This is a genomic window from Tardiphaga sp. 866_E4_N1_4 (genome assembly GCF_052076075.1).
Classification (GTDB): Bacteria; Pseudomonadota; Alphaproteobacteria; order Rhizobiales; family Xanthobacteraceae; genus Tardiphaga; species Tardiphaga robiniae.
In genome coordinates, this window is the sequence record NZ_CP197242.1 from 2,779,165 (window position 1) to 2,794,131 (window position 14,967).

Annotated in this window: 12 protein-coding genes; 6 read left to right on the top strand and 6 right to left on the bottom strand. The window is 59.5% G+C overall.

From position 1 onward, the window contains the following. Positions 1–34 precede the first annotated feature (34 nt). From AB8B20_RS13640 to AB8B20_RS13665, 6 genes are all read right to left on the bottom strand, one after another. Positions 35–418: a carboxymuconolactone decarboxylase family protein gene (locus AB8B20_RS13640; RefSeq protein ID WP_439072879.1), complete on the bottom strand. Its 384-nt coding sequence runs from the start codon at positions 416–418 to the stop codon at positions 35–37. A gap of 7 nt (positions 419–425) precedes the next feature. Continuing rightward, positions 426–1,175, bottom strand: coding sequence for a maleate cis-trans isomerase family protein (locus tag AB8B20_RS13645; protein WP_439072880.1), 750 nt, complete (start codon positions 1,173–1,175; stop codon positions 426–428). Next, positions 1,138–2,754, bottom strand: a complete 1,617-nt coding sequence (locus AB8B20_RS13650; RefSeq protein WP_439072881.1) for a hydantoinase B/oxoprolinase family protein — start codon at positions 2,752–2,754, stop codon at positions 1,138–1,140. The genes AB8B20_RS13645 and AB8B20_RS13650 overlap by 38 nt, the downstream gene beginning before the upstream one ends. Further along, positions 2,751–4,826, bottom strand: coding sequence for a hydantoinase/oxoprolinase family protein (locus AB8B20_RS13655; RefSeq protein WP_439072882.1), 2,076 nt, complete (start codon positions 4,824–4,826; stop codon positions 2,751–2,753). Before AB8B20_RS13655 ends, AB8B20_RS13650 begins: the two co-directional genes overlap by 4 nt. 14 nt (positions 4,827–4,840) lie before the next feature. Then, positions 4,841–6,121, bottom strand: a complete 1,281-nt coding sequence (locus AB8B20_RS13660; RefSeq protein WP_439090593.1) for a pyridoxal phosphate-dependent aminotransferase — start codon at positions 6,119–6,121, stop codon at positions 4,841–4,843. Positions 6,122–6,464: 343 nt separating this feature from the next. Further along, the gene (locus AB8B20_RS13665; protein WP_439072885.1) at positions 6,465–7,691 is read right to left on the bottom strand and encodes an ABC transporter substrate-binding protein; all 1,227 of its coding nucleotides are present in this window, start codon (positions 7,689–7,691) and stop codon (positions 6,465–6,467) included. A 437-nt stretch (positions 7,692–8,128) separates the two neighbouring features. Here AB8B20_RS13665 and AB8B20_RS13670 point away from each other — a divergent pair, with 437 nt between their 5' ends. The 6 genes from AB8B20_RS13670 (at position 8,129) to AB8B20_RS13695 (ending at position 14,894) form a co-directional block, all read left to right on the top strand. Next, positions 8,129–9,601, top strand: coding sequence for an amidohydrolase (locus tag AB8B20_RS13670; protein WP_439072886.1), 1,473 nt, complete (start codon positions 8,129–8,131; stop codon positions 9,599–9,601). A 23-nt stretch (positions 9,602–9,624) separates the two neighbouring features. Further along, positions 9,625–10,689, top strand: a complete 1,065-nt coding sequence (locus AB8B20_RS13675) for a CobW family GTP-binding protein (protein ID WP_439072887.1) — start codon at positions 9,625–9,627, stop codon at positions 10,687–10,689. A 27-nt stretch (positions 10,690–10,716) separates the two neighbouring features. Further along, on the top strand, positions 10,717–11,094 hold the full coding sequence (locus tag AB8B20_RS13680) for an ectoine synthase (RefSeq protein WP_439072888.1): 378 nt from the start codon (positions 10,717–10,719) through the stop codon (positions 11,092–11,094). Positions 11,095–11,489: 395 nt separating this feature from the next. Further along, positions 11,490–13,397, top strand: coding sequence for an ABC transporter permease (locus tag AB8B20_RS13685; protein WP_439072889.1), 1,908 nt, complete (start codon positions 11,490–11,492; stop codon positions 13,395–13,397). Next, positions 13,384–14,160 (top strand): ABC transporter ATP-binding protein, encoded by a 777-nt coding sequence (locus tag AB8B20_RS13690; RefSeq protein WP_439072890.1) that lies wholly within the window; start codon positions 13,384–13,386, stop codon positions 14,158–14,160. Before AB8B20_RS13685 ends, AB8B20_RS13690 begins: the two co-directional genes overlap by 14 nt. 29 nt (positions 14,161–14,189) lie before the next feature. Beyond that, a complete protein-coding gene (locus AB8B20_RS13695) occupies positions 14,190–14,894 on the top strand; it encodes an ABC transporter ATP-binding protein (RefSeq protein ID WP_439073077.1) in 705 nt (234 codons plus the stop codon). The last annotated feature ends 73 nt before the right edge of the window (positions 14,895–14,967 follow it).

A 14,967-nucleotide genomic window follows, 5' to 3' on the forward strand; every position in this document is an offset into this window, starting at 1 on the left:
TAGATGATGAATATCCGGCAGCCGAGAGGCGCCGTCAGGCTCCCTCGACCTCCTTAAAAGCTTCCTTCGCGATGCGGAAACTGTCGATGCCCGCAGGAACGCCGCAATAGACGGCGACCTGAAGGAAGATTTCCTTGATCTCATCCTTGGAAAGGCCGTTCTTCAGCGCCGCCTTCACATGCAGCTTGAGCTCGTGCGGCCTATTGATGGCGGCGATCATCGCCAGGTTCACGATGCTGCGGGTGCGGCGATCCACACCGGGCCGAGTCCAGAGCGCGCCCCAGCAGAACTCAGTCGACCATTCCGCCATGGTGCGCGTGAACTCATCCGCGCCAGCGATTGACTTGTTGACGTAGTCCTCCCCGAGGACCTCCTTGCGGACCTTGAGGCCTTTTTCGAACAGACTTGCTTCGCTCATGACTTCACTACCTGACGGTTTCAAGGGAAAATTGTCGAACGATCGCATCGACCGTTGCGCTATTGCTAGTCACGACATTGACGCCGAAAAGGGCCTCAAGATCTTTCTTGGCTTCGAGGGCACGAAAATTCGTGCAGGAAACAAAGAGGGTGTCGAACGAGACGCCAGCAAGCCGTTCTTCCGCAAAACGCATGATGTCTTTCGGTGCGGGATCGGCCAACTCCACGTTGACACTGATGCCCATGCCGTGCGCCGCCACGATCTGCCTCTTGTCAGTCTTGATCGCGTCGGCGACCGACCGGGTCAGATCGTCGATGTACGGCGTGATAACCGCGATCTTTCGTGCATCGATGCGCTTGAGCGCTTCAGAGACTGCATTTACGACGCCCAAGGCCGCACAGCCTGCGAGCTCACCGAGTTTGCGGCAGGTGTTCGCGTCGTATTCGAGACCGAACAGCGAACCGGCCGACGTGCAGCCGAAAACCAGCAGGTCGGGATTGAGCGTGCCGAGATCCTTCGCCGCGGCGGAAGCGTAATCCTCGATCATGCGGATCTCGGCCTCCCGGGTCGTTTCGATCAAGAACATGCGGTCGGTATGGACGGTGAAATGGTCACGCGACAACGCGCTGTGGAGATCATTTTCCATGACGGTGTTCGACGAAGGCACGAGAAGGGCAATACGCTTGCGCTTGTCCTTCGAACGGCTAATCGGCTGTTGGCTATTTGTCATCTGCAACCTTTCCCCATGCGCCGCCACCGGCAGTAATCATTTCAAGCTGATCGCCTTTTGAAAGTCGGTGCGGCCCGCTTTTCGCCGGCAGTGTCCGCTCCCGCCCATCTACACTGCGATACGTGAACCTTGCGACGGTCCCGGGACCTCCACCGGACACTCCGCTCGCCGCTGAAAGGGTCCGTTCGCCGAGAATGGACGCTTCGACGCCATCGACCAGAACCTCGATCGTTTTCCTTACAGCGGAGCCGCCGCGATGTAGGCCGCGGCCTCCGCTATCGGTCACGAGTTCATACGCCGTGAAGCGGATCGGCATCGCCGCTTCCGCGGCCTCGACAGGCAGATTCATGGTGTTGCCCATGTGCACGCGAATGCCCCCCGCGCCCTCACCGGTCGCGGTCGCGCCGGCGCCGCCGCCGACTGTCTCGTAATGAACAAACCGACGATTGGTGCGATGATCGATGCCGCCGAGCGTATAGACGCATGCCGAGCCGTAGCTTCCGGCCGGAACCCGCTCGGGGTAGCACTTCGCAAGGGCACCCAGCAGGACATCGACCATGCGGTTGGAGGTCTCGGTATTCGCTCCCACAACCGGCGACGGGTAAGTCGCGTTCACGATTGTGCCCTCCGGGGCGATGATCTCCGCCACGTCATAGACGCCATTGTTCGGCGGAACCTCGCCGCCGACCAGCGCCATCAACGTGTAGTAAACCGACGACGCGGTGACGGCGAGCGGCGAATTGACAGGTCCCCGCACGCAAGGCGACGAGCCTGTGAAGTCCACCGTGAAGGCGTCGCCTCGCTTCTCGATCCTGGCGCGGATCAACGGTCTTGCGTCCGGATCGATGCCGTCGCCATCGAGCATTTCCTCATGCTCGACAATTGCGTCGGGAAGGCTTTCCAGCCGTCGGCGGACGATGCGCTGGGAGTAGGTCTGGGCGTCCGACATGACCTCGGACAAAAGGTTGACGCCATACCGTTCCGCTAGTTCGCGGACACGAAGGTCGGCGCGGTAGGCGCCGCCGATCTGCGCACGGAAATCGCCATGTCGATCCTGCGGCACGCGCACATTGGCAAGAATCAGAGCCAGGATGTCGGCCCGCGGCTTGTGCCGTTCGATAATCAGCAGAGGAGGAATCCGGATTCCCTCCTTGAATATCTCGTCCGAGACGCTCGAACTTCCGGCCGCGATGCCGCCAACGTCCGGCCAGTGGACCCGGCTCAGCGAAAAGCCGCACAAGGTCTTGCCGTGGAAAATCGGCATGATCAGCGACATGTCGGGCAGATGCGTGCCGCCGGAGTACGGGTCGTTGAGCAGGACGCCGTCGCCTTCTTTCCAAGCGTCTATCGGAAACGCCTTGAACGCGGCGCGCACGGTAAAGGGGGCCGCTCCGAGATGCACAGGAATGTCCCGGCCTTGCGCGACAACCTTGCCATGGGCGTCCAGCAACGCGCAGGACAAGTCCGCTGACAGGCTGAGGAGCGGAGAAAACGACGTCCGCATGATCACCGATTTCATCTCCGCGCAGATCGCATACAACGCGCTCCGCACCACCTCAAACGTCACGGGATCACGATCGATGATCGACGCAGGCTTGCTGGTCATTTTGACGCCCCCAAAATCGTGACGATGACCTGGCCGTTCGATTCGATTTTGGCCGACTGTTCGACGTGCACCCATACGGTGGCGCCGGCATGCTCGAGAATGGCCGGCCCGGCGATGTTTCCTCCGGCCGACGCGCTGACCGCGTAGACAGGCACGCTGGTTTCCGAGCCATCACGCTCCGTGATGGTTGCCCGCCGGAGCGGCGTAAGCGTCCTGTCCTCGTGCTCCTGCCGGCTGAAGATCATGTCGCCGCTCTGACCGAGATCGATTGTGGCGACCAGACGGAGATTGACGATCTGGATATTAGCATCGGGCAGATCGAAGCCGTATTCGGCCAGATAGAGTTCGCGGAAGCGGAGCTCGATCTGCTCGATCGACGGCAGGGCGTCACTATCGCTACCGACAGGTATGCGCAATTCGAAAAGCTGACCGACGAAACGCGCCTCCAGGATGCGCTCGAAGTTCGGCGGTGCGAGCCCTGCGGGCTCTGCGGCGAGAAGCACCTCCGCGCGGCTGGACAATTGAGCGAAAGCCGACTTCAGGTCGGCCAGGTCGATATCGCCCAGGTTTCGCAGCAGCGTTTGCGTAACCTCGTGTCGTATCGCCCCCAGCGTAGCGCCCAGAGCGCTGAACATCCCGGGATAAGGCGGAACGATGACCTCACGGGCGCCGATCTCGGCACCGACCGCCGCGGCATGCAGCGGACCGGCGCCCCCCGAAGCAAGCAGCGCGAAATCGCGCGGATCGAGACCGCGTTGAGTGGTGGCGAGGCGCACCATTTGAGCCATGTTGGCAATGGCTATATCGATGATCGCATATGCTGCGCGGACCACGGTCCATCCCAGCGGCGCGGCGATATGCTCCTGGATCGCAGCGACGGCCCGATCCCGGTCGAAATCGACACCGGATTCGCCGAACAGTTCGGCCGTCAGGGTGCCTATCACGGCATGCGCATCGGTCACGGTCGGCAACGTGCCGCCGCGGGAGTAGCAAGCAGGTCCGGGGATGGCGCCCGCGCTTCTCGGACCTACCTTGAGAACACTCGCTTCATTGATCCAGGCGATCGAGCCGCCCCCGGCGCCGATTTCCACCAGATCCAAGACCGCACTGCGGATCGCATAGCCTCCGACTTCGCGCCCGTCGACCAGACGGTCTGCATAGAACTCGGAGACCATCTCCGGCTGACCATTGCGGATGACGCCCGCTTTCGCGGTCGTGCCGCCCATGTCGAAAGCGACCAGATTTGGCCGGCCGGTGGCGCGGGCGAAGGCGGCGGCGGCGGTGAGCTGCGCAGCAGGCCCGGATTCGATCAGATGGACCGGGTAGCGCGATGCATTTTTCGGTGACGTCAGACCGCCATTTGACTTGACGATCATCAGCCGCTGGATGCCCCTGTCCCGCACGGCCCGATCGAGCTCCGAAACGTAGTTGCTGACGGTTTTTCCGAGATAGGCGTTCACTAGCGTGGTGCTCGACCGCTCGTACTCGCGGAATTCGGGACACACGTCGCTCGATTTTGTAACAAAGATTGCGGGCAAAGCGCGCTGGATCTCCGCGGACAACGCGACTTCATGCGCGTCATTCACGTACGAGTGGAGCAGGCTGATCGCAACCGCCTCGACACCGGCGTCCTTCAGCTTCTGCACGACACCGGACGAATCGAGTGGCCGCACGACGGTGCCGTCGGCGGCGAGCCGCTCGGCGATGTCAAAGCGCAGCTCGCGAGGCGCCAGAGGTTCGGAGATTTCGACATTGAAGCTGTACAGGATCGGTCGATCCTGACGGCGCAGCGCGATCACGTCCGAGAACCCGGCCGTTGACAGCAACGCGGTTCGACTTCCCTTCCGCTCGATCAGCGCATTTGTGCCCACCGTCGTGCCGTGACATACCACCGCGTCATTGACCGCCACCGATTGAGCGATCTTGTCGATCGCCGCAATCACGGCCTTGCCAGGCTCGCCGGTCGAGGACGGCACCTTGAACGCGGCCAACAATTTTCCGCTGCTGCGATCGAAGACGATGGCATCCGTGAAGGTGCCACCGACATCGATGCCTATGAGTAAATCGCTCATGACAGGTCAAACAATCAGGTTGCTGGGGCCGCGTCGATTTCTTTAAGTGCCCAGATAAGACGATCCATATGCTTCTTGAGGCTGAAGTCGCTCCGAAGATAGCGATTTCCGAGCCCCCTGAACGAGACGGAGCCGTCTTTTACAATCACGCCGCGCTTCAGCAACTCTTCGAACACGATGGTTGAATCCAGCGTCTCGTCCAGGACTTCGATCAGGAAGAAATTGCTGCGCGAGTTTGGGACGATCCTGAACCGGTTCAGGCCCGCCGCTTCGGCGTACAGATAATCGCGCATCTCGGCGATCATTGCGACCGTTCGATCCACATGTTCATCGTCGTCCAGCGCGGCAATGCCGGCCTCCACTTGCATGGCTCCCAGATTCCAGGTTGGCTTGAGGTTGAGCAACGGCGTAACGAGGGCCTTGTTCGCCGCGATGCCGAAACCGAGCCGCAAGCCGGCGAGGCCAAATGCCTTGGAGAAGGTCCGCAAAACGATGAGGTTGTTGTACTCGCGCGTGAGATGCATCGATCCCGGCGTCTGGGTGAAGTGAATGTAGGCCTCATCCAGCACGACCAGCGTATCGTCACCGGCGGCATCGCACACCGCCCTGATTTCCTGCTCCGACATCAAGCGACCGCTCGGGCTGTGCGGATTGGTCAGGAACGCGATTTTCGGAGACACTTCTTTCATCTTGGCGATGTAATCGCCGATAGCGAAGCCGAAGTCCGCCCCCATCGGCACCCCAACGGCGACCCGACCTTCGTTTTCAGCGAACATGTGATAGATCGGGAAGCACGGCTCGTACATCAGGACCTTGTCGCCCTGCCCGGCATAGGCCCTCAGGATGAACGAGATGACCTCGGTCTCGCCGGAGCCGCAAACGACGCTGTCAGCTTCGAAACCGTATTTCTTTGCGATTGCTACCCGAAGGGACTGCGACGTCCACTCGGGATACAGCGACAGCCGGGCCTGGCCCTTTTGCACGGCGGCGAATGCCTTGGGAGACGGCCCGAACGGATTTTCCGCCGAGCCGAGCTTGGCAACTTCGGCCAATGCGATGCTGAATTTCTGGGCCACGTATTCGCCTGAAAGACCTGGCGTATAAGGCTCGTTTTCGACAAGGGCGGGGGCGACTACGCTAACCATCTGAGCTTCCTCAAGTTGCAATATATTCGAGCGCATAATCTCGATCACGATACATTTTGTGTATGTCGCAGTACAATTAGATTGTACAGTAGTACGATTTATGTTTTTCACGCGTCGTGGCGTAGGCGGGATGTACGTCAACGCAACCACAGGCGCGCTATTCCGCTCGCAAAACGCGAGCAATTCGGCGGGGGTATGGGCGGCCCGCTGCGCCGAAGCTCGTAACGCGACCGGCGGTCAGCGGCATCGCTATCGCAAAAAATATATTGCGCAAACGAACGCAACGTTCATCGCAAATGCCAATATCGCCAACGGCACAATCCAGCGCTCCGGAAGGTCCGGCTTTCCTCCGCCCTCTTCGGTTGGTGCGGGCATCAAGAGTGGAACCATCGGCTTGCGGTCTTTTGCATGATCCCGGAAATCTGAAGAGAGCGCGAGAGCTTGCAGTCCATGCTTCCCCAGCCCCTGCGGCACGAAGCCATCGCCGCGCTCGCTACTCCTTACGCACAGCGCGCACCTCGGATTCCGGAAACAAAAAATTCTCGCCGCCAACATACGTCCAATCGGTCATGGCGCCCTTACCTTCTCTGGTCGTCGTCTTGCCGATCCAGTAGCCAAGCGTGGACTGGTTATCCAACCCTCGCATGCGAATGGGTCCTGCAATCGTGTCGACCCGGATGTCCCGCAATGCCTTGGCGAGAGCCTGCGAATCGGCGCTGCCCGCCTTTTCAGCGGCGGCCTTCAGCGTATAGACGGAGATATACGCCAGCATCGAATTCGATGTCGGAGCTTCCTTGAACCGGCTCATATAATTGTCGATGAAAGCCTTGTGGGCAGCCGGCGTCGTGATCTGGTCGTAAGGATAGCCCGTTACGATCCAGCCTTCCGGAACATCGGCGCCAAGCGCGCGCAGGACTTCAGGTTCGCCGGTGGCAAGGCTGATGACGGTCCTTCCTTCGAACAGGCCGCGCGATTTGCCATCGCGGGCGAATTGCGCCGTATCGGCGGCGAACAGCGCGCTGAAGATCGCATCAGGCTTCGCGGCCTCTAATGCATTCGCTAACGCGCCGGCGTCGATCTTCCCGAGGGCGGGATATTGCTCAACGGCCACTTCGGCATTCGGCGAGCGTTCACGCAAGACCCTCTTGAAGGTCTCAGCGGCGGAATGGCCAAATTCATAGTTAGGAGCGACAATCGCCCAACGCTTCGGCCCGACTTTCGCGATCTCGTCGCCAAGCATCTCGATCTGCATATGCAAGCTGGGACGAAGCCGGAACGTGTACGGATTGCCGTTCTCCATCGTGAGCGAATTGCTGATCGGTATCGTTGCAATGTAGGGCACCTTCTGCCGGTTGGCGTAACCACCGATGGCGATCCCCACATTGGACTGCCAGGCGCCAAACAGCGCGGAAACGCCTTCCCGGGTGATGAGCTGTTCGGCGGCTCGCAAAGCATCGGTCGGCGTCGAACCATCATCGAGCGAGACGATTTCAAGCTTGCGGCCGAGGATGCCGCCGGATGCATTGATCTCGTCTTGCGCCAGCTGCCATCCATATCGCGCCGGCACGGTATTCGCCGCATACCGATTATACGAATTCAACTCGCCAAACTTGATGGTGCCGCCTTGCGCGCGGGCCTGAAACCAGCCTCCGGCTGCCCCCACTGTGAAAACTGTGCTGACAAGAGTTGCCGACAGAACCACTGACCTCATGCGCGCCATCAAAATTTCTCCAATCCTCATCCAGCCATCGTAATGTTACAATTTTGATTTCGTCTAGAAGAAAATGTCCATCTTCCGATCTTCTACCGTTAATTAAGGCGACCCTTAAGGCAATCAATTGAAAACAAACGGCTATTTCTAAACCAAATTATCAAAACTCAAATATTGTATCACTACAATTACTTATATACACCATAACACCACGTCCAAGGCCTCTGCGGCCTCGCGACCGAAGGTTCGTCGAAGGAAACGTCATGTCGGAAGTCACGGTGTTTACGGCGCGTAAGATCATCACGATGGATGAGGGACGCCCGACTGCGACCGCCGTTGCGGTTAAAGACGGGCGCATCCTTTCTGTCGGTACGCTGCAGACCATGAAGCCATGGCTAGAGCGGCATACATTCCGTATCGACGAAACGTTCGCCGACAAGATCATCATGCCGGGATTGATCGACCCGCATACGCACTTTCGCTGGTCCGGTGCGCTGATCGGTCTGCACTATATCGGCCCTATCGACTCGCCCAACGGAATCGATCGCGCCGTCCGCACACGATCCGAAGTTATCGCCCGCCTGAAAGGGCTTCATGAAACGCTGATTGATCCGAAAGAGCCGCTGTTCGCGTGGGGTTTCGATCCTGCACTGCAGGGCGGGCATCTGCATCGCGACGAACTCGACGAGATTTCGCGCGACCGTCCGCTGTGGATTTTGGCTTACGCCGTACACTTTCTTTATGTGAACAGCGCGATGCTGGACCGGCTCGGCGCCACCGAGGCCATGAATATGCATGGGCTGGGGCGCTACGATGACGGCCGGCTGAACGGCATGTTCATTGAAATGGAGGCGACACGCTTCGCCCTGGAGCCATTTCGACAGGAAGTCATGCATCCAGATCGATCGCGCAAAGGGCTCAGAATGCTCGCAGAGACGGCCAAGCGCGCGGGCGTCACAACGACAGCCGATCTAGGCTTCGGCTCGACCAACTTCGAATCAGAATGGGAAGACCACGACAGCATTGTGCCGGAAGATCATTTCCCGCTGCGCATGGTGCTCACCCCCGCAGAACACAGCGTGCGCAAAGCGCATGGCGCGGGCGCTGTCGCGTTCGTCAAGGGCCTCAAGAAGCAGAATCGCGATAAGCTGCGATTTCACGGAATCAAGTTCTGGAGCGACGGTTCGTATCAGGCGATGTCGCTGCGGCTCAATTTTCCGGGCTATCTCGACGGGCAAAACGGCCTGCGCGGCGACACGCCCTGGGAAGAGCTCGCCGATGCCATGATGCCGTATTGGGAACAGGACATCCAGATTCATGCCCACGCCAATGGCGACCAGGCCGTCGATGCCGTGCTCGACGCGCTGGCCGAACTGCAACGGCGCCTGCCCCGCTTCGATCATCGCTTTACGGTCGAGCATTATTGCGTGAGCACGCCGGCCCAGGCGCGCCGCCTGGGCGCGTTGGGCGGCGTTGCGAGCGTCAACAACTACCTTGTCCACTATCGAAGCCAAGTGCAGAGTGAGCAGGGCTTGGGACCCGACCGTGCCGAAACCACCGCGCGCCTTGGATCGCTCGAGCGTGCCGGCGTGACGTTCACGCTTCACTCGGACTATGCGCTCGTCGTCGTGCCATTGCATCCGCTGACCGCGGCCTGGGTCGCCGTCACCCGCCTTGGCGCAGACGGCAAGACCGTTCAGGCGCCCGGCGAACGGATCGGCATCGAACGAGCACTACGGGCCATCACCATTGATGCCGCTTTCGTCCTGCGTCTGGAGACGGAAGTGGGAAGCATCGAGGTCGGCAAATTTGCTGACTTTGCGATTCTGGATGAAGATCCAACGACCGTCGACATCGAGCGCCTGAAGGATATTCCAATTTGGGGCACGGTCCTCAGCGGCCGCAAGCAGCCAGCCTGAACCCGCGGATGTCACGATACCCGATGAACGATAACCACGTCGAACAGCAATCCATCCCGCCCGACTACAGCGAACGTCTCGCTGAGACATGGGAGATGCTGCTCGGAATCGGACAGGCGACGTCGATCGCATCGATACCTCGCCGGCGGCCGGAACAACAAACCCCCTTTACGTTGATTTCGGGGTTCCTTGGCTCAGGGAAAACCACGCTTCTCAATACGCTCCTCAGTCAGCCTCATGGTTTTCGACTTGCCGTCCTCGTGAACGATTTCGGCGCAATCAACATCGATGCGTCACTTTTGCAAAACCAGGATGCCAATACTATCAGCCTGTCAAACGGATGCGTCTGCTGCAGCCTCGCCAATGGCCTGTCGCAGACGATCGCCGATCTGCTGGCAGGCGACGCGCCGCCGCAGGCCATTATTCTCGAATCCAGCGGAGTCGCGGAGCCGCACGGCGTCGTTCAGATCGCGCTGAGCAATCCAGCATTGAGTCTGAGCGGCATTATCACCGTAGTCGACTCCGAATTGATTCTTGCCCATCTCCTCGACCCAGCCGTAAGGTTCACCGTCGAGCGGCAGGCCGCTGCTGCCGATCTGCTGCTCCTCAACAAGACTGATCTGATGACCACCCAGGTGTTGGCAGAGATCCGCACGACGGTCTCCGCCATAGCTCCTAACGCGCGCATTCTGGAGACCAGCTTCGGCGATCTTCCCGTCGAAATCGCGCTGGGATTATCCAGCACGTACCGGGAATTCCGAGCGACGGACCTCACTAACGATCATCGCAACGCGTTCGCAAGCGCGACTTATACGGTCACGGGCCTTATCGACGAGGTCAAGCTCGGAGCGTTCGCTGGAACACTCCCCCCCGGCGTTCTCCGTGCCAAGGGCATCCTCATGCTTTCAAGCAACCCCGGACAAACCGCCGTGCTGCAAGTGGTGGGCGCCCGATGGAGCATCGAGAAGGCAGTCACGACCACTCCGCCTTTGCTCCCTTCCCGATCCAACCTGGTGGTCATCGGGATCGAAGGCCAATTCGATGCGTGCGGACTTGGCGCCCGCTTCGACGCCTGCCTCGCAACCTGAACAGCTTGTGCAAATGGAAACAGATCAATGATCTTTCGATCGCTCGACGATGTGGCCGGGACTGAACGGGATGTGGCGTGGGGCAATGGCCAGAGCCGGCGGCTGTTGACAGCCTCCGACGGAATGGGATTTGCGGTCGCTGATACCCAGGTCGATGCCGGCACATCTTCGCGCCTCGAATATCGCAACCATCTCGTTGCTTGCTATTGCATTGTCGGCCATGGCGAGATCGAAGTCTCCGGACGCCGTCACCCGGTCGCTCCGGGCACCTTCTACGCGATGAACGAGCACGAACCGACCGTACTGCATGCGAAAACAGAAATGCGCATTGTGAGTATCTTCAATCCACCAATTGAAGGTCACGAGCGGCACAGCCTTTCCGAAAATTCGGCCTCGTCCTACTAGCGAACGACCGAGTGCGCTCTGCCAGAGGATCGCAACCGGCACGATCGTAATCGAGAGCATCACAAGCGCCGATGCCGGACCGTCATTGCCGTGCGCGCCCGGTCCCCACCGGGCAAGTTGCTTGTCCTTCCAGCAGGCAAGCTAGTCGTCATACAATTCAATATTAGAATACCGCAAAATCCGTTTCCAAGATTAATTGCGCGATCAAAGCGCGCCGGCGCGAAATTTTGTGCAGATTCTGGCCGTAAAATAGTCGCTTTACATCTCCGCAGAGTTAGACTTTTATAAATCGTAATATTACACATTAGTACGATCCAGCTTCATGTGGACGTGCGGCCCTGCCGGGGCTTCGGTCGGATCCGGTGTTCGCGGTTATTATTCGGTGGAGACAGCATTTGAACAGTTCGTTCCTCATCATTCAGGCGCTCAACGGCCTGACATCGGCCTCTACGCTGTTCATCACGGCGAGCGGGCTCAGCCTGGTATTCGGCGTGACCCGGATCGTGAACTTTGCACACGGGTCCTTCTACATGCTGGGAGCGTACCTCGCCGCCACCCTGATCCCTCCCTTTGTCCAGACGCTGTCGCCCGCTTTGGGATTTTGGAGCGGGATACTGATTTCCGCGGCGGTGGTCGGGGTCGTCGGCGTGATCTTTGAACTGGTCGTGCTGCGCCGCATCTACAGGATCTCAGAGCTCTACCAGCTTCTGGCCACATTCGCCGCCGTCCTCATCATGAGCGACCTCGTCAACCTTGTCTTTGGCCGCGACGACATTTTCGGAATGAAGGCGCCGGGCCTGGAGGGCGCCGTCGAAATCCTTGGCCGCAAGTTTCCAAGCTACGACCTGCTCGTCATCGCGCTCGGGCCGGCGATCCTGCTGATCCTTCACCTTCTTCTTAAGAAGACACGCTTTGGCGTTCTTATTCGCGCCGCGACCCAGGACCGGGGGATGGTCGGCGCTCTGGGGGTCAATCAGGCCCTGCTGTTTACGGGGATCCTGTTTGCAGGTTCGTTCCTCGCAGGGCTGGGCGGTGCGCTTCAGACACCACGCCTGCCCGCGAACTCCCAGATGGATATCGCGATCATTACGGAATGCTTCGTCGTGACGGTGGTCGGAGGCATGGGGAGCATTCCCGGCGCCTTCCTTGCCGCACTTCTCATCGGTCAGCTACAGGCGTTCGGCATCTTGGTTCTTCCGGGGATCACGCTCGTGCTGGTCTTCTTGCTGATGGCCATCGTTCTCGTAGTCCGTCCGCAGGGCTTTCTGGGTCGCCCCGAAACATCTTCGCAAGCACACACCGTAACGGAAGAGCGGGCGCTTCCATGGACTCCCTACCATAGCGCCGCATTTGCCATCTTCTTATCCGTGCTGATTGCGCTGCCGTTCTTCTCGGACGGTTACGCTCTGAAGGTCGTGACCGAAATCCTGATCATGAGCCTGTACGCGGTGAGCCTGCATTTGCTCGTCGTTACCGGCGGCCTGATCAGCTTCGGGCATGCCGCATATTTCGGACTTGGCGCGTACGGCGCGGCACTGCTCGTCCGACATCTGCAGATGCCGATGGAGTTCGCGCTGATCGCGGCTCCCGTCGTCGCGCTGCTCGGCGCCGCTTTATTCGGATACTTCATCGTCCGTCTGAAGGGTACATACTTGGCGATGTTGTCGCTGGCGGCTGCACAGATCTGCTACGCTGTGGCTTTCCAATGGACGGATTTTACCGGTGGCGACAATGGCCTGATCGGCATCTGGCCTTCGGCCTGGGCTTCAAGCCGCGCCGCCTACTACGCCCTGGTGCTGACGATTGTCGTCGCCTCCATCGCGACATTGCGCCATCTGGTCGCCTCGCCCTTCGGTTTTACCTTGCGAGCGACACGAGACAGCGAGACCCGTGCCGCAGCTGTGGGCATCAACGTCATGGTCCACCGGTGGCTCACCTTCACCATTGCCGGGGCAGCTGCCGGCATTGCCGGTGGGCTTCACGTCTTCATGAACGGGTCTGTCGACCCGACGCTTCTGTCGGTTTCTACCTCGGTCGATGCCCTCATCATGCTTCTGATGGGCGGCTTGCAGACCGCGGGCGGTGCCATTGCGGGCGCCTTTCTGTTGCACGAGCTGAAGACGGAGTTCATCGCGGTGACCGACTACTGGCGCCTGTTTCTCGGCACCGCGATCATCATCCTGATTGTCGTCATGCCGCAAGGAGTCGCCGGCGCCTTCCACCAGCTCCACGACCTCGTCGGGCAGTGGACCACGAAACGGCACAAAACGATTCCGGCAGGAGACGTCCATGACCTTGCTTAAAGTATCGGAGCTCTCGAAGAGCTATGGCGGCGTGCACGCTGCCCGGAACGTCAGTTTCGACCTGAACCGGGGCGAGCTCGTAGCGCTCATCGGACCGAACGGGGCCGGCAAGTCCACCACGTTCTCGATGGTCGGGGGACAACTGACTCCCGATCACGGCACCATCCGGCTGGATGGGCTGGACGTTACCGGCATGAGTCCGCAAGGCATCTTCCGGCAAGGCGTCGGACGTACCTTCCAGGTTGCGACAATCTTTTCGTCGATGACAGTCGTCGAAAACGTGCAGACTGCGATGGCGGCCCATCGTGGCAGATCCCGCGCCGCGCTACCGAATGCAAAGCGACTGTTTCGCGAAGAAGCGCTGGAGATACTGTCTCTTACGCATATGGCTGACTTTGCCGATCGCCTCAGCAGTACGTTGTCCTACGGCGACGTGAAGCGGGCAGAATTGGCGATCGCACTGATCGGCGAAACCAAGCTGCTTCTGATGGATGAACCGACCGCGGGAATGGCTCCCCGCGAGCGGGCAGGTTTGATGGACCTTGTCTCGAGGCTGGCTGCAGAACGCAACATGGGAGTGCTATTCACGGAACACGATATGGATTCCGTGTTCACGCACGCCGACCGCATTCTTGTTTTGGTCAGGGGTCAGATCATTGCTGAAGGCAGCCCCGAGGAAGTGCGACAGAACGACCACGTCAAGAAAGTATATCTGGGCGAAAGCGGCTCCGCTGCAGCCCAGCAAGCGAAGAAGGCACGGTGATGACCACACATACTCCAGCTCCATCGACATTGCTGTTGAAGCTTGCCAAGGTCTGCGCCTGCTATGGCCCGGCCCAGATCCTGTACGACGTCGACCTCGAATTGCGAGCCGGCGAAGTCGTCGCCCTGATCGGCCGCAACGGCGCCGGAAAATCCACGACGCTTCGGACGATCATGGGTCTCATACAGTCAGCGAGTGGCAGCATTGCCTTTCGCGAAGCCGAAATCTCACGATTGCTGCCCTATCAGATAGCGCGCCAGAGGCTTGGCTATGTGCCGGAAGAGCGCCGCATTTTCACCGACCTGACCGTCGCTGAAAATCTCGAGGTCGGGCGACGCTCCGCTGAAGCTGGCAGAATCGCGTGGACGCCGGAACGACTGTACGAAATATTTCCCAATCTGGCCGAGATGCGACAGCGGCAAGCCGGCTTCATGTCGGGCGGAGAGCAACAGATGCTGACGATCGCTCGAACGCTGATGGGAAATCCAATCGCTGTCCTGCTCGACGAGCCTTCCGAAGGGATTGCCCCCGTTATCGTCGACCAAATGTCGGAAGCAATCCTTCGCATGAAGGAAGTGGGGATAAGCGTTCTGCTTTCCGAGCAGAATATCGGTTTTGCCGGAGCGATAAGCGACCGGGCTTACATCATTGATAGGGGCCACATCCGATATACCGGCACCGCTTCGAGCCTGCTGACGGATGAAGATGTAAAAGGCACATTTCTTGCCGTTTGAACAGTGAGATTCCTTTCAAGGTGGATAGTCTGACCAGCTGGGAAACGAAGCTGGAATACCGGATAATTGTTAT